The 20,800-nt window shown below is 43.9% G+C and carries 21 protein-coding genes; 7 read left to right on the top strand and 14 right to left on the bottom strand.

Annotated features, from left to right (window positions below; genetic code table 11):
• Positions 1-70: 70 nt before the first annotated feature.
• The 4 genes from ACFPIB_RS15045 to ACFPIB_RS15030 form a co-directional block, all read right to left on the bottom strand.
• Positions 71-559 (bottom strand): dihydrofolate reductase, encoded by a 489-nt coding sequence (locus ACFPIB_RS15045; RefSeq protein WP_378018290.1) that lies wholly within the window; start codon positions 557-559, stop codon positions 71-73.
• Complete coding sequence (fmt, locus tag ACFPIB_RS15040; RefSeq protein WP_378018289.1) at positions 556-1,497, bottom strand: methionyl-tRNA formyltransferase; 942 nt, start codon at positions 1,495-1,497, stop codon at positions 556-558. The genes ACFPIB_RS15045 and fmt overlap by 4 nt, the downstream gene beginning before the upstream one ends.
• Before the next feature lie 225 nt (positions 1,498-1,722).
• Entirely contained in the window at positions 1,723-2,976 is a 1,254-nt protein-coding gene (locus ACFPIB_RS15035) for an exo-beta-N-acetylmuramidase NamZ family protein (RefSeq protein ID WP_378018288.1), read from the bottom strand.
• A 47-nt stretch (positions 2,977-3,023) separates the two neighbouring features.
• Positions 3,024-3,161 carry a hypothetical protein gene (locus ACFPIB_RS15030; protein ID WP_378018287.1) on the bottom strand — a complete coding sequence of 46 codons (138 nt, stop codon included), beginning with the start codon at positions 3,159-3,161 and terminating at the stop codon, positions 3,024-3,026.
• On the opposite strand from ACFPIB_RS15030, the gene ACFPIB_RS15025 reads away from it, so the two are divergent.
• Positions 3,142-4,248 (top strand): ABC transporter permease, encoded by a 1,107-nt coding sequence (locus ACFPIB_RS15025; RefSeq protein ID WP_378018286.1) that lies wholly within the window; start codon positions 3,142-3,144, stop codon positions 4,246-4,248. The two genes, ACFPIB_RS15030 and ACFPIB_RS15025, sit on opposite strands and share 20 nt — an antisense overlap.
• Positions 4,249-4,287: 39 nt before the next feature.
• Positions 4,288-6,207 (top strand): hypothetical protein, encoded by a 1,920-nt coding sequence (locus ACFPIB_RS15020; RefSeq protein WP_378018285.1) that lies wholly within the window; start codon positions 4,288-4,290, stop codon positions 6,205-6,207.
• Between the two features lie 81 nt (positions 6,208-6,288).
• Here ACFPIB_RS15020 and ACFPIB_RS15015 read toward each other — a convergent pair whose 3' ends face one another.
• Positions 6,289-7,065, bottom strand: a complete 777-nt coding sequence (locus ACFPIB_RS15015; protein ID WP_378018284.1) for a mechanosensitive ion channel family protein — start codon at positions 7,063-7,065, stop codon at positions 6,289-6,291.
• Positions 7,066-7,369: 304 nt separating this feature from the next.
• On the opposite strand from ACFPIB_RS15015, the gene ACFPIB_RS15010 reads away from it, so the two are divergent.
• From ACFPIB_RS15010 to ACFPIB_RS15000, 3 genes are all read left to right on the top strand, one after another.
• Positions 7,370-8,455 carry an FAD-binding oxidoreductase gene (locus ACFPIB_RS15010; protein ID WP_378018283.1) on the top strand — a complete coding sequence of 362 codons (1,086 nt, stop codon included), beginning with the start codon at positions 7,370-7,372 and terminating at the stop codon, positions 8,453-8,455.
• Positions 8,456-8,779: 324 nt separating this feature from the next.
• On the top strand, positions 8,780-10,510 hold the full coding sequence (locus ACFPIB_RS15005) for a M3 family oligoendopeptidase (protein ID WP_378018282.1): 1,731 nt from the start codon (positions 8,780-8,782) through the stop codon (positions 10,508-10,510).
• 158 nt (positions 10,511-10,668) lie between these two features.
• Positions 10,669-11,031, top strand: a complete 363-nt coding sequence (locus ACFPIB_RS15000; protein WP_378018281.1) for a GxxExxY protein — start codon at positions 10,669-10,671, stop codon at positions 11,029-11,031.
• Between the two features lie 127 nt (positions 11,032-11,158).
• On the opposite strand, the gene ACFPIB_RS14995 is transcribed toward ACFPIB_RS15000, so the two are convergent.
• From ACFPIB_RS14995 to ACFPIB_RS14970, 6 genes are all read right to left on the bottom strand, one after another.
• On the bottom strand, positions 11,159-11,782 hold the full coding sequence (locus ACFPIB_RS14995) for a hypothetical protein (protein ID WP_378018280.1): 624 nt from the start codon (positions 11,780-11,782) through the stop codon (positions 11,159-11,161).
• 120 nt (positions 11,783-11,902) lie between these two features.
• Entirely contained in the window at positions 11,903-12,388 is a 486-nt protein-coding gene (gene paaD / locus ACFPIB_RS14990; protein WP_378018279.1) for a 1,2-phenylacetyl-CoA epoxidase subunit PaaD, read from the bottom strand.
• A gap of 191 nt (positions 12,389-12,579) precedes the next feature.
• Positions 12,580-13,335: a 1,2-phenylacetyl-CoA epoxidase subunit PaaC gene (paaC, locus tag ACFPIB_RS14985; protein WP_378018278.1), complete on the bottom strand. Its 756-nt coding sequence runs from the start codon at positions 13,333-13,335 to the stop codon at positions 12,580-12,582.
• Positions 13,332-13,970: a phenylacetic acid degradation b gene (locus ACFPIB_RS14980; RefSeq protein WP_378018277.1), complete on the bottom strand. Its 639-nt coding sequence runs from the start codon at positions 13,968-13,970 to the stop codon at positions 13,332-13,334. The genes paaC and ACFPIB_RS14980 overlap by 4 nt, the downstream gene beginning before the upstream one ends.
• Before the next feature lie 319 nt (positions 13,971-14,289).
• On the bottom strand, positions 14,290-15,279 hold the full coding sequence (paaA, locus tag ACFPIB_RS14975) for a 1,2-phenylacetyl-CoA epoxidase subunit PaaA (RefSeq protein ID WP_378018276.1): 990 nt from the start codon (positions 15,277-15,279) through the stop codon (positions 14,290-14,292).
• Between the two features lie 33 nt (positions 15,280-15,312).
• A complete protein-coding gene (locus ACFPIB_RS14970) occupies positions 15,313-16,023 on the bottom strand; it encodes a TetR/AcrR family transcriptional regulator (protein ID WP_378018275.1) in 711 nt (236 codons plus the stop codon).
• Between the two features lie 312 nt (positions 16,024-16,335).
• Between ACFPIB_RS14970 and ACFPIB_RS14965 the strand changes: the two genes are divergently transcribed.
• Positions 16,336-17,445: a T9SS type A sorting domain-containing protein gene (locus ACFPIB_RS14965; RefSeq protein ID WP_378018274.1), complete on the top strand. Its 1,110-nt coding sequence runs from the start codon at positions 16,336-16,338 to the stop codon at positions 17,443-17,445.
• Positions 17,446-17,539: 94 nt separating this feature from the next.
• On the opposite strand, the gene ACFPIB_RS14960 is transcribed toward ACFPIB_RS14965, so the two are convergent.
• Positions 17,540-17,665: a hypothetical protein gene (locus ACFPIB_RS14960; RefSeq protein ID WP_378018273.1), complete on the bottom strand. Its 126-nt coding sequence runs from the start codon at positions 17,663-17,665 to the stop codon at positions 17,540-17,542.
• Positions 17,666-17,763: 98 nt separating this feature from the next.
• Here ACFPIB_RS14960 and thiL point away from each other — a divergent pair, with 98 nt between their 5' ends.
• A complete protein-coding gene (thiL, locus tag ACFPIB_RS14955; protein ID WP_378018272.1) occupies positions 17,764-18,792 on the top strand; it encodes a thiamine-phosphate kinase in 1,029 nt (342 codons plus the stop codon).
• A gap of 178 nt (positions 18,793-18,970) precedes the next feature.
• Here the strand turns inward: thiL and ACFPIB_RS14950 are convergent, their stop codons facing one another.
• On the bottom strand, positions 18,971-19,339 hold the full coding sequence (locus ACFPIB_RS14950) for a hypothetical protein (protein WP_378018271.1): 369 nt from the start codon (positions 19,337-19,339) through the stop codon (positions 18,971-18,973).
• A 2-nt stretch (positions 19,340-19,341) separates the two neighbouring features.
• On the bottom strand, positions 19,342-20,745 hold the full coding sequence (rlmD, locus tag ACFPIB_RS14945; RefSeq protein WP_378018361.1) for a 23S rRNA (uracil(1939)-C(5))-methyltransferase RlmD: 1,404 nt from the start codon (positions 20,743-20,745) through the stop codon (positions 19,342-19,344).
• Positions 20,746-20,800 lie beyond the last annotated feature (55 nt).

The raw sequence follows: 20,800 nt of genomic DNA, 5'->3' as shown, positions 1-20,800 counted from the left end.
TTTTGTTTCTGTTGACTAAAGGTAACGGCAATTGATATTTGTTCTTTGGAAAAAAGCAGGAAGTTGAATTTTACTCCACCGCAGTCAGCGTTACGAAAGCGTAATCGTAAGGATTTTTTTCATCGGCTTTATGTTCTTCGCGTTCGGTTTCTACCCATAAAAGGGTATCGATTTCAGGGAAAAAAGTATCGCCTTCAAATTCGTGGTGTACTTCGGTGAGGTAAATGGTATCGGCCAGGAACATGGCTTGTTTATAAATTTCCGCGCCTCCGATCACAAAAATATTGGTATCTAATTGCTGCGCCAGCATCAAACCTTCACTCAAAGAATGCGCAACCAAAACACCTTCCGGCTTATAATCTTCCTGCCGCGTAATTACGATGTTGGTGCGGTTGGGAAGCGGTTTGCCGATGGATTCATAAGTTTTGCGGCCCATGATGATGGGGTGGCCGGAGGTCAGGTTTTTGAAGTGTTTGAGGTCGGCGGGGAGGTGCCAGATGAGCTGGTTGTTTTTGCCGATCACGTTGTTTTCGGCCATGGCTACTACTAAGGCTATCATGCGTTTTTTGCGTTTATAAAGGTGTAACCGCGCAGCAATTCCGGCACGCTCATGCGCTTTTTGCCTTCCATTTGCAGGTCCAGAATGTTTAAAATGCCGTCGGCGGTTTGTACGTGAATATAAGTTTTGCCGTCGGTAATTACCTGGCCGGGCCCGACTTTTTCTGCCGTTTTTGCTACCGTTTCGGTTTTGAAAATTTTAAAGGTTTTATCGTCGAAAACAGTCCAGGCGGTAGGGTAGGGCGAAAGGCCGCGCACGAAGTTGTGAGTTTTTCCGGCGGGCTGGTTCCAGTCTATCTGCGTGGTTTCTTTGAAAATTTTTGGCGCTTCTTTTAATGCTTCGGAAGCAAGTTGTGGCTGCGATGGCACGTTGCCGTCTTCGATGGCTTTTACGGTTTTAAGGGCTAAGGCAGCGCCGGTATGTTTCAGTTTTTCGTAAAGCGTGCCGAAATCATCTTCCGGCAGAATTGCAGTTTTATCCTGGAAAATAATGTCGCCGGTATCGATCTGATGTTTCAGGAAAAAGGAAGTTACGCCGGTTTCAGTTTCGCCGTTCATGATGGCCCAGTTGATAGGCGCGGCACCGCGGTATTGTGGCAGCAACGAAGCGTGAATGTTGAATGAACCGAGAGGCGGCATATTCCAAACGGCTTCCGGCAACATGCGAAACGCGACAATGATCTGCAGATCGGCCTGGTAGCTTTTCAGTTCTTCCAGAAACGCTTCGGATTTTAAATTGGTAGGCTGCAACACCGGAATGTGCTGTGAAACGGCATATTGTTTCACCGGCGATTCGTTCAGTTTCAGGCCGCGGCCGGCGGGTTTATCGGGTGCAGTAATTACGGCTACAACATTCTGTCCGTTTTCTACCAGGGTTTGCAAAGTGGGCACCGCGAAATCGGGCGTTCCCATGAATATGATGCGGAGAGGTTTGTTCATTTTTTAATGATTGAATTAGTGAAAGAGCGAATGGTTGAATGGGGAAATGAGGAAATTATTAAAGATGTTGTCAGGTTTGCGTTGTCCCCCTTTGGAGGGGGTAAGGGGAGGATTTTTACATTATCAGAATAGATTAAAATCGAATAATTCTCCTATCCTCCCCCTACCCCCTCCAAAGGGGGACTTTTATCTAATAAACTTCATTCTCTCATTCAAGCATTAATCTTACTCAAAATCAGGATACAATAAGTACTTTTTTCTGGTTACTTTATAGCGGTTTAACGCTGGTTGCCAGGTTTTTCGAATCGCTTCTTCGCTCAGGCCGGCTTCTATTTGTTTGCGAAGTTGCTCGGTGCCGGCGAGTTTGGTCAGGAAACTGTTGAAGAATTTTTCCTGCTGGCGCGAATTTTTATAGAAATCGATGAGGTAACTTAAGGTAAAGTTAGGCGCTTTGATCTGGCTCAGGTCTTTGCCGTAGCATTTTACATTTAAGTGCGGCGGATTGGTTGCGCCGGGTATGGATTTCGGAATGAAGGAAAACGTGGTGTCTTTGTAAAACGGACTGCCCAGAATCTGGAACGGTTTATCGGTGCCGCGGCCTGCGCTTACGTTCGTACCTTCAAACAATCCCAGCGACGGATACAAACGGATGGATTGGTAATTAGGCAAATTAGGCGAGGGTTTTACGGGCAATTCGTATACCGTTTTATGTGTGTAATTTTTCACCGGAACAATTTCCAGTTTGCATTGTTTACCGCCTTCCAGCCACTTTTCGCCGTTCAGCATTTTTGCTAATTCTGCAACCGTTAAGCCGTGTACCAGCGGGATTTCGTGCATGCCTACAAAGGAAACGTGCGTTTTCTCCAGCACCGGACCATCTACGTAATCGCCGTTCGGGTTGGGGCGGTCTAAAACTAAAACCGTTTTGTTGTTTTCGGCAGCGGCTTCCATTATGTAGTGCAGCGTGCTGATGTAGGTGTAAAAGCGTACGCCCACGTCCTGAATATCGAAGAGAATGAGGTCAATATCTTTGAGTTGTTCGGCGGTTGGTTTTTTGTTTTTGCCGTAAAGCGACACCAGCGGCAGACCGGTTTTGGCGTCGGTTTCGTTTTTGATGTGCGCGCCGGCATCGGCTTCGCCGCGGAAACCGTGTTCGGGCGCGAAGATTTTTACGATCTGAATTTTATGCGCAAGCAGCGAATCTACCAGATGCGTGTTTTTGATGAGCGAAGTCTGGTTTACGACCAGCGCAATTTTTTTTCCACGCAGCAACGGCAGGTATTTTTCGGTTTGTTCGGCGCCGGTTTTTAAGTTGTTTTGCGTAGCATTTTCTGTAGTTTTTTGGCCTGAAACCCTATCGTTTTCTTCGGGTTTTGGCGTAGAAATGCCTACCGTTTCGGAATTGTTGGGCGTAGATTTCTGGCAGGAAGGCAGGCCGAGCAAAAAAACGGAAAGCAAAACTATTAGCGGTTGAAACATGACTTGGAACAGAGAAAATGGAAATTGTGGTTATCTTGCAGGAAATTTTAGCGCGTGAACGTTTCCCGGTACATATCTAAAAAAATAACCGCCTCTGCTTCGGAGTCGTTTACTTCTTCGGTTACAAAAATAGCAATTATCAGCATAGCCATCGGCCTTGCCATCATGATTGTTTCGTTTGCCATTCTGGAAGGTTTTCGCAACCAGATCCAGGACAAAATTTTCAGCTTTGGCGCGCACTTGCAAATTACCAAATACGATACCAATAATTCTTTAGAAGGTTTACCGATAAGCATTAATACGGGTTTAAGTCCGCATAAAAATCAGGTGTCGGAAATTGCCCACATGCAACCTTTTGCGCGCAAAACCGCCATTGTAAAAACCGAAGGCGAAGTGCTGGGAGTGGTGATAAAAGGCATTGACCGGACCTACGATCTTTCGGCTATGGAAGCGAATCTGGTTTCTGGTAAAGCCCTTGAGTTCAATGATTCTACGGCTTCGGATGAGGTAATGGTAAGTAAGAAAATTGCGGACCAGTTGCGTTTGAAAGTAGGAGAGGAAGCGCTGTTTTATTTTGTGCAAAACCCGCCGCGTGTCCGGAAATTTAAAATTGCCGGTATTTATAAAACCGGCCTCGATGAATTCGACAATGTGTACGTGATCGGTGATCTGCGCCACATCCGTGACCTAAATAACTGGAACGATACGCTGGTGGGCGGTTACGAAATTATTCTGAAAGATTTTCGCACAATTGATGCCACGGCGAACAAAGTGTTCGAAAAAATGAATTATGACCTGCAGCTGCAGAAAATTACAGACGAATACGCCCAGCTTTTCGATTGGCTGAAATTACTAAAACGCAACGTGATCATTTTCCTGGTGCTCATCGTTTTTGTGGCTACGTTTAATATGGTTTCCACGGTTTTTATCATGATCATGGAGCGGACACACATGATCGGCGTTCTGAAAGCTTTGGGCGCTACAAATTACCAGATCCGGAAAATATTTTTCTATAACGGCGCAAAACTTACTTTTAAGGGCTTGCTTTGGGGAAATGTGGTTGGTTTAGGTTTTTGCGCCTTGCAATATTATACCCAGCTTATTCCTTTAGACCCTGAAAATTATTACATGGATACCGTTCCGATCCACTGGAATTTCATGGTTATCTTAATTCTGAACGCGGCCATTTTCCTGCTTACCTTGCTGTCGGTGCTGTTACCAACGGCTTTAGTTTCGCGCATTAAACCGGTAAAAGCAATTCGCTTCGATTGAAAATATTCCAGGTTTCTGTCGCAAAAATAACGATGTTGCATGGTTGATATTTTCTTTTCTTATTTTGGTTACCTGGCGATAGGTATTGCTGCTGCTTATTTTTCCGGTTTCTTTTTCCTGCTTAAAACCAGATTATTACCGCAAAAAAGATTTACAGCAATCTTTAGCAGCCTGGTAATCGGGTTAACAATTTTTGCGATACTTACTGCTTTAGCGGCCTGCAGATTTAACTCCGTTTTATTAGGCATTCCAGTTCTGGCAGCGGTGGTTTTTTCCCGGTTGAGAAATAAGAAAAGCAGTGCTTCCGATAGCCTTTCACCGGTTACTTTCAGAAGTCATCTCCATAATTTATTAGCATTATGGCTGGCCGGCCTTATTATTTTTAGTTTCCGGTTCTATTTTGGTTATCTGGAATACGGCCAGCCCAGCCTTCACCAAGATCTTATTTTTTACGCCAAGCTTTCTGCTTATTTATTGAAAACGGGTTTAGAAACTTCTAATATCGAATACATTTATTTAGAAGAAAATCCGGTATTGCCTTATCATTATTATGAACTCTGGCTGAATGGCTTTTTTCTGAAATTGTTTGGTGCTAATAGTGTTCACCTGCTTTACCTGGTTACGTACAGCATTGGTATTCTGGCAGTTTGGACCGGCTTTTGTGCTTTGTTTGAGAACAAGCTTAACGTTACCCGGAGCGTCCAAATACTCTGTTTGGCGTGTCTCATTTTAACCGGCGTTGATTTTCCGGATTTCCGGAATAAGATTTTTGAGTTTACTGTGTATCTGCAGTTCAATACAGTATTCTACGCCAAACTTTTCCCCATTTTTATTGGGCTCATTGCCGCTTTATTGCTTTATCTGCACAAACAGGAAAAAGCTGCTTATATTTCATTGCTCTTTCTTCCGCTGGTTTCTGTGGTGTCTGCTCCTGGCGTTGTTGGGGGGCTTTTTGCCTTTGTAATTTATTTGTTTGCACGTGGCCAGAAAAAAGATGCTTTGGAGCTTGCTGCAATTACAATAGGCTTTACGTTATTTATTGTGATCTTTTATAATGTGATCAATCCGCCGGGAAGCACGCCTTATAAAAGTTATCTTTCGGAGCAGTTAAGCCAATTATTAACTTGGAATAACCTGAAGAATATGGTTGTTTTAGAGTTGAAAACTGTGCTGCAGCTAATAGTAACTACTGGCTTGTTTATTCTATTTACAGTTTACTTTATCGGGTTAAAAGATTTCCGTAGGTCTTTAAAAAGTAACGGAATTGTTTTAACTGCTTGTATGATACTGGCGGCCAGTTTAAGTTGGGCCATAAATGAAGAAATGAACGATTCCCTGCAGTTTTTAACGAATCTTGCGGCGCCGGTTTTTAACATTTTAATGGTGTTTCTGCTAAGCGTTGCCTGGGCAAAAGCATTCCGAAAAGTTTATCTGGTGGCAATCGTGTTGGTTTATGTTGTTTTTAACTACCTCGAAACTATAAAATACATAAATGTAAAACCCGAATTTTCTGCCGGTTTTGCTCAGTCAGTTTTGCAGAAGTTAGATGGTTTAAATCCGATCGGCGTATATATGCGGCACCCGGATGAGTATCAGAATCCTTACCCGAAATCTTCAAATATCTTTCCGAAAGGGCTTTATCTGGCTTATGCCGATAATAAGTACGCTTACCACACCATTAACCTGGGCATTTTTGATATTCCGATCAATCCTGCGAAGGTGGCTTTAGAAACGCAGTTAGTTCAGAATACCAGCTTTTATAAATTTGTGGCCAGGCAAAAAGCAGCCAATACTTTTAAAAGCATTCCGGAAAGTCAGAATGACTTTGTGGAGCAATATAGAATAGATTATTTGTTGCTGAGTAAAGATGTTGCCGTTCCTCCAACATTAGAAAGTAAAGTAATTTTAGAAAACACAGATCCTGTTTCAGAAGATAGATTTTACTTGTTTAAAAAATAACGTTATTCAATTTTTTAAAAAAAACGCTATACTTTTCTGTTCTAAAAGTATAGCGTTTTTTGTTTGAAGCAGCAGCAGTAGTTAAACGATGTCTTCTTTGTGAAGCGCATCTTTAATATTTTCCTGCAGCGAATAATAAACATCCCAGTAATCTTCGTGGTTGGCCCAGACGCGCACTAAGAGCGTTACATTTGCGCCCGTAGTTTCTGAAACTACAATTTTGGGAGCCGGCTCTTTTAAGATGCGCAAATCCTGCGCGGCCAGATTGTAAATAATATCGCGGGTTTTGTTCACATCTTTACCAGCCGGAATCGAAAATTTCAGATCTACCCGCCGCTTCTCTTCTAAGTCATAATTCACAATTGTGCCGCTGGCTAAAGGTCCGTTCGGTATAAAAATGGTTTTGTTGTCGCCGGTTTTTATTACCGTGTTGAAGATGTTAATGATGTGAACTTTACCGCTCTGGCCCTGCGCATCAATAAAATCTCCTACCCGGAATGGCCGCAGCGTGAGTAGCAAAACGCCGCCCGCAAAATTGCTTAAACTGCCCTGCAACGCTAAACCAATGGCAATACCCGCCGAACCCAGAATGGCTAAGAACGAAGTTGCTTCTATCCCGATCTGGGAGATCACGATGATGATGAGCATGATTTTGAGCAGAATATTTACAATGTTGCTCAAAAACGGGATCAGGGAAGCATCTACGCCGCGTTTTTCCATTAAACGGTGCAGCAAATTTGTAATACGCCTGATCAGCCAGAGGCCTATTATTAAGATCAGTAAAGCAATCACGATTTTCATGCCGTAAAGCACGGCGTAGTTGGTAATGGTGCGGGTGTACCTGCTAAGATCTATCATGGAAAATCAGAAAATAAATTTGGTGCCTATACTGCGAATGCAGGCAAAAAGATATGCTGTTTTTCTGAAATAATATTCCGACTCATGAATTTCATGAATGTGAGAACTTAGCTTTTAAATTTTGAGCTAAAGCTGGCTTTTTGGGGATTTAACTTCTGATTGACGGGTTGCTTAAACAAAACGGTAGCATTTTCGGAGAAAAAAGTAAAATGCCCGCTGCAAAACTTCACAAAACAGGCATAAACTTGTAACTTCGTGCCCTGTAATTTAGGCCTTCCGAAACCCGGTAAACCCGTTTGTATATATGAGTAGCCCATACCTGAACTTAAAAGTTGTAGATATTACCCAGGAAACCGCCGATGCGATCACCTTGCATTTCGAACATCCGGAAAAACAAACCATTCCGTACAAATCGGGCCAGTTTTTAACCCTGATCACCAATATTAACGGGAAAAGCGTGCGCCGCGCGTATTCGTTATGCAGCGCCCCACACGAAGGACACCGCCTTTCGGTAACCGTAAAACGGGTGCAGGGTGGTTTAATGTCGAACTTTTTGCCGGATAACGTAAAGGTTGGCGATACCATGGAAGTAATGGCGCCGATCGGGAATTTCTGTTTGGAACCGAAAGCCGACGCCACGCGCACCGTGGTATTGTTAGGCGGCGGCAGCGGTATTACGCCCTTAATGAGCATTGCCAAAACGGTACTGAAGAACGAAAAAAACTCGAGAGTGATCCTGTTTTACGGCAACCGCGACGAAGATGCAACGATCTTTAAAGCGGCATTCGATAAAATGGAAGCAGAAGCAGGCGGCCGTTTTAAAGTTGAGCATGTTTTCAATCAGCCGAAAGCAGCCAATTTCCCGGCTTCGCATACGGGAAATCTCGATAAATCAAAGATCATTTCTTTATTGCAGGCGCAGGGCGTAACTAATTTTCTGGATACCGAATATTATATCTGTGGCCCGGAAGTAATGATGGACGGTGCCAAAGAAGCTTTAACCGAACTGAAAGTGCCCGCCGATAAAGTGCATAAAGAAAGCTTTACGGCCACAACCGCGCAGCCAGTAGATACCGAAGGTGTAAATGCCGGTGAAGCAACCGATGGCACGATTAAAACGCAGACCGTAAAAATTATTTACGATGGCGATGAATACGAAGTGACGGTTGAACCAAGTCAAACCATTCTGGAAGCGGCTTTAGACCAGGATATTGATCTGCCTTATTCCTGCCAGGCTGGTTTGTGTACCGCTTGTCGCGGCAAATGCCTGAGCGGTAAAGTGCACATGGACGAACGCGAAGGTCTTTCAGATAAAGAAATGCAGGAAGGTTACGTACTGAATTGCGTAGGCCATCCGCTTACCAGCGACGTTGTGATCGAGATTGGATAATTGCTTTTTGCTAATTAGATTTTATGGTGTCAGGTATTCTTACCTGACACTTTTTTTTGCTCTTTCAACACCCTATTTATTTTAGTAATTCTATTTTCCTGGTCAGGAATATCTGGCTGATTAACACCTTAAACGCCTTCTGACTTTTTACTGCCTGAAACCTACCGTTTTGAAAATCCGCATGGCTTTTTTTTAGTGGGAATGTGTAGCGTTTGTTCTAAAAATTCCTATATTACCACGTTAATAGCGCTTAAAATACAGGAACACGGAAGCTATGTTTTACGTGATACCTGTAATTTCTGAATCATCACCCGAATTACTACTATGAATACCCTCGAAAGAACCGTACCGGAAATAACCAAAACGCCGCGCACATATTTACCCGATTCGTTTACCGTAACCGACTGGGCTACCATAGAACCTTACTTTATCGAGCTCCGCGACCGCAATGTAAATTCGGCTTCCGAACTCGAAAAATGGATGCTGGACCGCAGCGAACTGGAAAGCGCGCTGCAGGAAGATATGGGCTGGCGTTACATTAAAATGACCTGCGATACTACGAACGAAGAAGCAACAGCAGCTTTCCAGTTTTTTGTAGAAGAGATCGATCCGAAAATGGCGCCTTACGATCATGAGCTGAATAAAAAGCTGATCGCATCGCCGTATCTGAACGAACTGGACCAGGAGAAATACCGCATTTATCTGCGTTCGGTTAAAAAAGCGCTGGAAATTTTCCGGGAAGAAAACATACCGCTTAATACCGAGATCAGCACCAAACAACAACAATTTGCCGCCATTTCCGGTGCTATGACCGTTACATTGGATGGCGAAGAAATGACCCTGCAACGCGCTGCCGATCGTCTGAAAAATCCGGACCGAGCAATACGCGAAGAAGCTTATCGGTCTATTCAGGAGCGACGTAGCCAGGATTGGGAGAAACTTGACCAATTGTATTCTGAACTAATTACGCTGCGCCATAAAGTTGCCACCAACGCCGGTTTTGCCAACTTCCGCGATTATATGTTTGCCGCATTAGGCCGCTTCGATTACACGCCGCAGGATACCTTTGATTTTCAGAATTCTATAGCGGAAGTTGTAACGCCAATGATCAGCGAATTTGATCGTGAGCGTAAAGCTGAACTTGGTTTAACCGAATTGAAGCCCTGGGATCTGGATGTTGATCCGAGCAACAAACCGCCGCTTACGCCTTTCAAAAACGGTAGCGAATTACTCGAAAAAAGTATTGGATGTTTTTACCGGTTAGATTCGTTTTTAGGTGATTGCCTGGTAACCATGAAAAATATGGGTCACCTGGATCTGGAAAGCCGCAAAGGCAAAGCGCCGGGTGGTTATAATTATCCGTTGGATGAAGTTGGTGTACCGTTCATTTTTATGAATGCTACTTCCTCTTTGCGCGACGTAGTAACGATGTTGCATGAAGGTGGCCACGCCGTGCATTCATTTTTGACCAGAAACCTGGCTTTAAGCGCCTTCAAACATCCGCCTTCTGAAGTTGCAGAACTGGCTTCGATGAGTATGGAATTGCTGACGCTGGATCATTGGGATATTTTCTTTCCGGATGCCGACGAACTGAAACGCGCCAAGAAAACGCACCTGGAAGGCGTATTAGAAACGTTCCCCTGGGTAGCCACCATCGATAAATTCCAGCACTGGGTTTACGAAAATCCGACGCATACTTTGGAGCAACGCCACTCGAAATGGGTAGAATTGTTCGATGAATTCAATCAGAAAGAAGTTAGCTGGGCAGGATTGGAAAACTTTAAAACTTACGTATGGCAGAAACAACTTCACCTCTACGAGGTGCCGTTCTATTACATTGAATATGCCATGGCGCAACTTGGTGCAATTGCTGTCTGGAAACATTTTAAAGAAAATCCGGCGGAAGGCTTAAAAAGTTATAAAAATGCACTGGCTTTAGGTTATACCAAATCCATCAGCGAGATTTACGAAGCAGCCGGAATCCGTTTCGATTTCTCTACGGATTATATTAAAAGCTTGGCTGATTTTGTGAAAGCTGAAATGGCTGCTCTCTGAATCAGGATTTGAGGATTTTCAGGACTTTAGTTTTTTTTGATTAAGGTTCTGGATGCAATTAGTTTAAAAATAGGTTAGAAGATTTGAGGCGTTTGCTTCAGATTTTCTAACCTATTTTATTTTATGCCGTTGCTTCCTTTTAACTTTTGTTTTATGCCATGATAAACGATGAGCTTACTTATAAAATAATTGGTTGCGCCATGCAGGTTCATAAGAAACTTGGCAATGGTTTTCAGGAAGTAATTTATCAGCGTTGCTTAGCAATAGAAATGGAAAGTACCGGGTTGAATTTTGAACGGGAAAAGGAACAGACTATTTATTACAATAATATTCAGGTTGGTACCCGTAGAGCCGATTTTATTGTTGAATCCCAAATTATGCTGGAATTAAAGGCTCTCATAAAACTTGAAGATATACAGCTTGCTCAAGCTAAAAATTACCTGGTTGCTTATAATCTTCCACTCGGCTTGCTAATTAACTTTGGAAGCAACAGCCTCCAATTTCATCGAATTTATAAGTAAGAGGAATTTAGCACATCAAATAAAAAAGAGCTTATCCATCTCCGGAAAAGCTCTTTTTTTATCTTTTAATAAATAATTCAGAATAAACTAAAGTCCTGAAAATCCTTGAATCCAGAAAACCCTGATTCTACAGTAGTGGTTGCTCCACAAATAGCGGTGCAGATTTCATTTCATTATACGGCGAACCTAGTTTCTGAATTTGTGGCTGATAATCTTTTAAATATTGATTATATGCTTTGGCCGCTTTATCGTAACGGCCTCTGAAAATAGGAACGCGGGAATCATCTTCCTGAATTTGGGAAACCAATTTTCCCGCAACGGTATCGCGCTGCGATAAATTAGCATCTTCTACAATTTCATATGTGGCATCCATCAATTTGATCTGTGCCGAATCATAAGCATCTACTGCGGCTACGCTGGCAACTCCCTGTCGATCATAACGCTGGGCTTTTATCTTATTTTGTGCAGTCAGCAATTCCGTCAGAGCACTTTTTTCGAAACTTTTATCGCGCCCAATTCTGGCTAAAAGTGTTTGCAGATTTTCAATTTTCTGGTCATCAGAAGCCATCATTTCATTCCAGGCGGCGTCCATTTCCTTTTGCAGATTATCGAGGTCAGATTTAACCTCTGCATCTGTTTTCTTAGCAATTACATGCCCTTTTTTAACTTTTGTGGTTTTGGTTTTATCAGTTTTGCAGCTGTAAAACGCTATGCAAAATGTTCCAAAAAGTACGAAGAGAATTCTTTTCATTAAGCAGTTTTTAGTTTAAATGGTAATAATGAGAAAGCGCTTCAATTTAGTTAAAATTGAAGCGCTTTTTAAATTAAATTTCAACTATCCCTAACACCTCATTGAAAAGGAGGGGAGCTTTTAAAGCGGTTTAAACTGCTCAAACATTTGCCGGCAATTGTTGCAATAGTGCATCGAGCGACAAAGCGTTGGTCCGAAAGGCGTTCTTAACTCGGTGTTTTCGGAATCGCAATACGGGCATTTTACGTGCTCCAGAATATCCAGATCCAGAATTAAGTTGTATTCCGGGGGAGGAGCGAGGCCAAATTTCTTCAGCGCGGCTTTTCCTTTTTCCGAAAGTTTGTTGCTATCCCAAGGCTTGTCGAAACTCATGCGCACCTCGAAATCTGTAACGCCGTATTTGGTAAGCACTTCTTCTACGTTGCGCTTCATGTAATCCATGGCGGGGCAGCCGGCAAACGTAGGCGTCATTTCCACCTGCACTTTTTCGCCGTTTTCCGATACCATTACGTCCGTAATTACGCCCAGATCAATCAGCGACAGCACCGGAATTTCCGGGTCTTTCACTTCTTCAAGCCAGATAAGTACTTGTTCTTTGGTTAACATGCGTTTCGATTTTTAGATTGTTCAATATTCGATTGTTCGACTTTTTTAACCGATTTAGATACCGTTTTTTCTGCATACGCAGGCGGATTACAAATCCGCGGCCTGCAAACTTTCGGATTACAAATCCGAAAGAGCAGCTTTAAAACCCGGTTATCGAATAATCGAATATCAAAAAGTCGAACGATCGAATTTTACCACTCGGCGCCTGGATCGATACTGAACACTTCGGCCATTTCGTCTAAAAGTGGCTGCAGGTGTTCGGTGTGTTCGCCGTAGCGGCCGCCGGATTTTGGCGTGATGGAAGAAAGATCAGGCAATTCTAAATGTGTTTGAGAAAGCACTTTTTTGATGTTTTCCAGCCACTGAGCTTGCAGTTTTTCTTCGCCTTCAAAAATACCTTCGGATATCAGTTCGTTTTCGAATTTCGATTTTTCGAAAATGCCTAAAGCGTACGGCAGCGCTTCATTCAGAGAATTTTGCAGGCGTTCGATGGCTTCGTCGGTTGAATTGCCGAGTTGCTTGATCATGGTGTTGGCGTGCAGCACGTGGTATTTTACTTCGCCTTTCAGTTTGGTAGCAACTTTGGCAATTGGTTCGTAGCTTGAGCGGGTCAGCATGTCGAAACGCAGAATCTCGGCGTTGTCAAACAGAAAGTGACGGATCAAGCTGAAATCGTATTCGCCAATAGGTAACTCTACTAACTGACAGTTATGGAACTGGTTTGCGTTGCGGGTGAAAGCTACGGTATCTGGTTCCGCTTCGCCGAGGTCATTCAGGATTTTGTAGAACGCCAGGCTGTGGCCGAGTTTGTCCTGCGCCATAGAAGAAAACGCGATGTCTTCTTCAAGCATCGGGCCGAAGCCGGTCCATTCGGAGTTGCGGTGACCGAGAATTAACTGGTCGTCGGCGATCTTGTAAAGGAGGTCTTTTAAGGCTTCGGTGTTCATTGCGCTACGGAGTTTTCTTCTTTGTACTTAGTTATTTTGTCCATTACGCGGTAAGCGGTGGCTTCGCGGTAAATTTTTTCCTGGGTGGTGCTCCAGATGTCTTTGTCTTCGGCTTCGGAACGGAACAGATCGGTAGCTTTTACAACCCACACGTTCACGCAAGGCTTCTTATCGCCGAACTGGTTTTTCGCTTCCGCCAGTGCACCTTCGTACGAAATTGCCGATACAGTACCCATATGCTGGTGAGCTTTGCCGCGTTTTTTCAGGTGGAATATCTCGTAATTTTCAGCAGTTTTGCCTTGGTTTTCCATAGCGTTTTCCGGTTGAATGCGGATCACGTCGTAAACCGAAACGGCTTCGTCGGTGTAAGGCGTAACCATTACGTTTTTGGTTTCAGCTACCCACATGCCTGTGCATGCATAGCGGCGGCTGTATTGCTCTTTGCCAAAAAGGAAGGCAACTTCTTCGTTCGGCGCGTGCACCGGACCAACGTATGTATAGGCAGCGTTTTCCTTTTTCTGGTGGAAAACTTCGTAGGTGATCAGCTGGTCGAGCTCCGGTTTCGGTGTTGGCTCGGTCGGGTTTTCCGGCAGTTCTAAGCGGGTAACCCGGGGATCTAATGATTTTAAACTCATCGTTTTTTAGTTATGAGTTAAGCGTTAAAAGTTAAGTGTTACCACGACTTTTTGCGCTTAAATTGATACCGTTTTTTTTTATTAGTTATGAGTTGAAAGTTATGAGTTAGGATTTTGCCTTTTCGCTCTTCCGGATTTTTTTGATCCGGAAGTTTCCTGCACGGGGATGTATACATCCCCATCAGGTTGGTTCGGGAATGATAAATCCCGAACAGCAATTCCTTGTTTTTTTTGTTACGAAACGAGTTTTAAGTCTGAAAACGATAGCGTTTTTCCAAAAAAACTCATAACGCTGAACTCATAACTTTTAACTTCGCGTTTACGCCAGCGGCTTCACGTATTTAGCTTCCTTCTTAGGAGCCAGTAACGCGCGGCGAACCCAGGCGCCTTTTTCTTCGGCGGTGCGGCGAACGGCTAAGCGTTCTTTGTTGCACGGGCCGTTGCCGTTAATTACTTCTTTGAATTCAACCCAATCCGGTTCTGTAAATTCCCAAACGCCGTCTTCATTTTTGCGCAGTTTCGGATCCGGAACGGTTAAGCCTAATTCCCAGATCTTTGGTACGTACATATCGAGGAACTGCTGACGGCATTCGTCGTTGGTTGCCATTTTTACTTTCCAGCGAACCAGGGTTTCGGTGTGCGTACTCATTTTATCGGAAGGACCGAAGAAAGTCATGATCGGGGGCCACCAGCGGTTTAATGCCGCCTGGATCATTTCGCGTTGCTTTGGCGAACCTGTTGCCATGTGTACTACCGCATCGTGGCCGTATTTCAGGTGGAACGCTTCTTCTGCGCAGATCCGGTCTAACGCGCGGCAATACGGGCCATAAGAACCTTTAGCGTTGGCCATCTGGTTCACGATCGCGCCGGCATCGATCAGCCAGGAAATAATGTTGGAATCTGCCCAGGTTAAAGCCGGATAATTGAATACGTTGGAATATTTGCTTTTGCCGTTAATCAGGTCGGTCAGCATGGCTTCCCGGGATTTACCAAGCGTTTCAGCAGCGGAATAAAGTAACTGGCCGTGGCCAACTTCATCCTGCACCTTAGCCATTTGCGCCATTTTACGACGGAAACCCGGCGCGCGGGTGATCCAGGTACCTTCCGGCAAAGCGCCGATAATTTCGGAATGGGCGTGCTGCTCGATCATGCGAATTAATTGCTTGCGGTAAAGTTCCGGCATCCAGTCGTTTGGTTCGATCTTTTCGCCGCGGGCAATGCGGGCTTCAAATTCGGCCAGTTTTACCGGATCTTCAGTAGTCAGGTCGTCGAATTTGGTGGCTTCAAAAATATTTCCTCCTCCGTACATAGTTTCTTTAATTAAGAATTAGAAAATGATATTTTAGTTTTGATGAATATTCTTTAGTTGCTCTTTCGGATTTTTAAATCCGGCAGGTTTCTGCGCGGGGATGTATACATCTCCATCAGATTGATTCGGGATTGATAAATCCCGAACAGCGGTTTGACTTTTTCCGCCCGAAACGATACCGTTTAAAAGCATATTGCTGAGGGTATCGCTGATCTGTTGCGGGCTTAATTTGCCATAAGGTTTGTACCAGGCGTGCACAAAGTTCAGGCTGGAAAGCAACATTAAAGTAGCCATTTTCTCATCGGCTACGGCAAATTCACCGCTGGCATTTCCTTCCTGAATGATCTGGCGGAAATGGTTTTCATAGTCGTGGCGCAGCTTCAGGAAATTGGAAAGGAACGGTTCGCTTAAGTGTTTCCATTCGTTCTGAAAAACGGCCGAAGCGGCAGGCTGCTTAGTTAGCACCGTTAAGTGACTTTTAATGGCGGCTTCGAGTTTTTGGGTTGAATTCCCTATCGTTTTTTCGGCTTGCATCAGTCCTTCGAAGAATTCATTGGCCATTCTAAAACAGATGCGCTGCAGAATTTCTTCTTTGCTTTTAATGTGCGAATACAAGCTGGCAGCTTCCAGACCAAGTTCGGTGGCCAGGTCGCGCATGCTCGTAGCGGCGTAACCGCGGCTTTTAAAAAGCGCCGTAGCGGTTTGTTCTATCTGATCTTTTCGCGAAAGCGTGCTGGTAGTCATATTATAAAGACAAATATAAGCAACCTAACGTTCGTTAGCAAGAGCTGGTTCCGGAAATTTAATGCACTAATAACTGCTCTTGCGTTAATTGTTGTGAGCTATCATTAATAGAATACTTAATATTTATTCTGATTTCCGGGTCTAATGCATGAGGGATAAAATTGCTGTCATTCAAGTTGGTTCTGACGTTGTTAGGGAGTGCTTGGTAGGTGGAATTCCAAAATTTATTATGCATATTAACATAAAAATAACCTTCCATTTAGGAATAAAGTAATAGTCTCTGTAACTTTGTACTATAAAAGGCAACATTTTATGAAAAAACTTTACGTATTAGCTGGTGCATTATTTATGGCAACCGGCGCTTTTGCCCAAGGGCATGAATTGTTCTTCTCAGCTTATAACGAAGGTGCGCACCCAAATACTACGGTTCCTCCTGGAGGTGGCACAGCTTCATTAGGTAATGAAAAAGCAATACAGATTTTTAATCCAACTACTTCTTCTGTAGATATGAGCCAATATTCTATTGCTCGTTTTTCTAATGGAAGTCCTGTACCAACAGAAGAAGAAAAGCTAATCCGTAATAAGCCAACTACAGGTAACAATCAATTAGCTTCTGCCGATGTATTTGTTTACGGCGCTGTAGATGCAACATTACTTGAAATTGTTAACGTTTGGGATCAGCAGGCGGCAGCTTATACATCTACTGCTTCATCAGTAATCACAAAAGGTGGAGCAGCTGCCTGGAATGGTAATGATGCAGTTGCATTAATTCGTTGGATCGGAGGTACTCCTGGAAAATTAAATCCAACTGCATCAGATCCACAGTTGCCTGGAGCTGGAACACCTGTAATTGTTGATATATTTGGTGTAATCGGTGAAGATCCTGCAGGTGGTGCATGGTTCTCTAATACAACTGTGGGTGGTCAAAATGTTTTGTTAGCTTCTAGCAAAAACATGTCATTAAACCGTAAAAGTAATATCGAACACGGAACCACAGTTAATCCTACCTCTGGATCCTTCCTGATCTCTGATGAGTGGGAGAAATTTTCTGAATGGAATGGTGGTACAACCCCTGCTGATTATTATTCACAAGATTACTCTAACTTAGCTAGTCATACGTATACAGGTCAACTTGGTACTTATAGCGTTACCGGCGTACTGGAAGATTTCAACCGCGCAATCAACGTTTATCCGAACCCGGTAACCAACAAAGAGCTGTCTATCAGCATTAAGAACACGAAAGTTTCTGAAATTACCATCCTGAATGCTGTTGGTCAGAACATTAAAGTGGTTCCGGCAAACGCCGCTTCTGCTGAAATTAAAGTAAACGTTTCTTCTTTAAAGCAAGGCATGTACTTCGTGAAATTTGTAGGCGATAACGAATACAAAACCACTATTTACAAAACCGTAGTAGTTCAGTAATCTTAAACTGAATACATAATAAAAAAGAGAGAAGGAAACTTCTCTCTTTTTTTTGCCTTAACTTGCGGCTTTTAAAGAATAAATACTAAAAAAATTAACGGGTTCTATCAAGCGACATCATGCGGTTAGAACGATTGTGAAAAGCCCGGGAATTGGGCGCGGCGCACGAAGCGGCTAATAGGGCTGTTGCCAGCACCAGTGCCAGTAATCTTGTTTTCATAGCAGATTTAATTAGCGTTTAGTAATAATTTTATATTCTTTAAACGGCTTTATTAGTATAGAGGCTGTTCTTTAACTTCTGAAAATCATTTATTTACTATGAAACTTACTTCGTTACAGGAAATCGGCGAATTTGGACTTATTAATGAATTGAAGCTATCGGCTACCCGGCAAAATGCTTCTACGCAATACGGTATCGGCGACGATGCGGCGGTGATCGAGCCAGGCAAAAAGCAAGTGGTAATTTCTACCGATATGCTGGTGGAAGGCGTGCATTTCGATCTTACTTTCTGTCCGTTGCGCCATTTGGGTTATAAAGCGGTAGCTGTAAATGTTTCGGATATTGCGGCCATGAATGCCACGCCCACGCAAATTCTGGTGAGTCTGGCAGTTGGAGGCCGATATTCGGTAGAAGCTATAAAAGAACTTTACGACGGGATCCGGATCGCCTGCGAGAATTATAAAGTCGACCTGGTGGGTGGCGATACTACTTCATCTAATTCCGGGCTTATTATTAATGTTACGGCTATTGGCGAAGCTAATGCCGAAGATGTGGTTTACCGGAATACAGCGCAGGTGAATGACCTGGTTTGCGTAACCGGCGATCTCGGGGCCGCCTTTTTAGGTTTGCAGATACTGGAGCGTGAAAAACAAGCTTTTATGGCGAACCCCGAAATGCAACCGGAACTGGAACAAAAAGAATACCTGGTGCAACGCCAGTTACGTCCGGAAGCACGCATGGATGTGATTCATGAACTGCGCGAACTTGGCGTAAAACCAACCAGCATGATCGATATTTCTGACGGGCTGGCTTCCGAACTTTTCCATATCTGCGGTCAATCGGGAGTGGGTGCGGCTATTTACCAGGATAAGCTTCCGGCCGATGAACAGGTTTTGAATACGGCCGAAGAATTCCGGATAGACCCGTTAACCTGCATTTTGAACGGAGGTGAAGATTACGAATTACTCTTTACGGTAAAACTTTCAGATTTCGATAAAATTAAAAATCACCCGGATATTACTATTCTGGGCAAGATCGTTCCGAAAGAAGAAGGCTTAAACCTGGTTACACCAAGTGGAAATGCTTACCCGTTAAAAGCACAAGGCTGGGAACACTTTCAGCAATAATACCTATACCGTTTTCCCGATCATATAGAGACGTAGCATTGCTACGTCAATTTACAGTATTGCAAAAAATAAAAAAGTCAAGTCAATATAAAGACCTGGCTTTTTTGGCTTCAAACCCTACCGTTTTTGTGTATTGGTTTGAAAATTATGTTAAATTAATTGTTGTTTTCTAAAAATTTTAATCTTCCGGATAGGGAACAAATACGAAATTGGTGAATTCATGATCTACCACGAACAGGCAGCAGAATTCGTCAGGATCTTTATAAGCAGCCTGGAAATCGGCTACTTTTTCTTCCGATATTACGTTCTTCTCTACAAAATTGGAAAGGTAAGATGCGAAAACATGCCATTCCAAAGCAGCTTCGTCGGCGCGAAGCAGGAGGGAACCCAGCGGAACGATCTGTTTCGAGAAAATAAAGATCGGGAATTTGGAGATGTCGCGTTTGCGGATCTGGTACGAAGCTTCTTTTAAAGTATCGGCTACGATGGCGAAATCTTTGGTAATGGTGCCGAGATATTTACCGTTCAGTTCAGGGTCGTTCTGCATAATTACTTGGCAATGAGTTGAACAATATTTTCTACGTGGTGCGTTTGCGGGAACATGTCTACCGGCTGGATCTTGGTTACGGTATATTTCTCCGAAAGCATTTCTACGTCGCGGGCCTGTGTGGCCGGGTTGCAGCTTACGTACACAATTTTCGGTGCTTGTACATCGAGCAGCATTTTAATCACATCAGGGTGCATGCCGGCGCGCGGCGGGTCGGTAATGATCACATCCGGGCGGCCGTGTTTGGCGAAAAGTTCGTCGTTCAGTACGTCTTTCATGTCGCCGGCGTAAAAGTGCGTGTTTGTAATTTCGTTAATTTCGGAGTTAATTTTGGCGTCTTCGATGGCACTTGGCACGTATTCTACGCCGATAACCTGTTTGGCCTGGCGTGCTACGAAATTGGCAATGGTGCCGGCGCCGGTGTAAAGGTCATACACGTTTTCTTTGCCGGTAAGGTCAGCAAATTCGCGGGTCAGTTTGTAGAGTTCGTAGGCCTGCGCGGAATTGGTCTGGTAAAAAGATTTTGGGCCCACGCGGAAACGCAAACCTTCCATGCTTTCGTGAATGTAAGGCAAGCCGTGGTAGCACACTACATCCAGGTCATGGAAGGTTTCGTTGCCTTTGCTATTGATCACGTAATGGAGCGAGGTAATTTGCGGGAATTTCTGCAGCAGGAAATCGAGCAGTGCAATACGGTTTTCTGCTTCTTCGCGGCCCAGCTGCACAATTACCATCAGCTCGCCGGTGTTGGCTGTCCGGATGATGAGGTTGCGCAAAAAGCCTTCCATGCGTAGCAGATCGAAGTGAACGAGGCCATTTTCACGGGCATATGCCGCTACTGCCAGACGAATTTCGTTCGATGGCGCAGGCTGCAGGTAGCAATGTTGCACATCGATAATTTTATCGAAGCGCTGGGCAATATGGAAACCCAAAGCATTCCGGTCGAATTCCTCGCCGGATTTTATTTGCTCGTACGTCAGCCAGCGGTTATTGGAAAAGGTGAATTCCAGTTTGTTCCGGTAATAGCTCAACTGGTCAGAAGGCAGAATAGGCAGCATTTCGGAGGTAGAAACTTTGCCAATACGCTCCAGGTTGTCTTTTACCTGTTTCTGCTTGTAGAATAATTGCGTTTCGTAACCAATGTGCTGCCATTTACAGCCGCCGCAAACGCCAAAATGTTCGCAGAAAGGCTCTACGCGCACATCGGAATATTCGTAGAATTTAACGGCTTTGGCTTCCAGGTAACTCTTGCGTTTTTTGGTAACCTGCAGATCCACCACGTCGCCGGGGGCTACATCTTTCACAAAAACCACTAAATTCTGGTAACGCACCAAACATTTTCCTTCCGCAACCATTTCTTCTATACGGACCTGCGGGATCAGCTCAAATTTTTTCTTTTTCACGATGCCGCAAAATTAATATAAAGCATCGGAAAATACCGGATGTATTAAAAAATAGGTA

It is taken from the genome of Adhaeribacter terreus, from assembly GCF_042657365.1.
Classification (GTDB): Bacteria; Bacteroidota; Bacteroidia; order Cytophagales; family Hymenobacteraceae; genus Adhaeribacter_A; species Adhaeribacter_A terreus.
The sequence above is the reverse complement of the archived record's forward strand: the minus strand, read 5'-3'. Positions and strand labels throughout refer to the sequence as shown.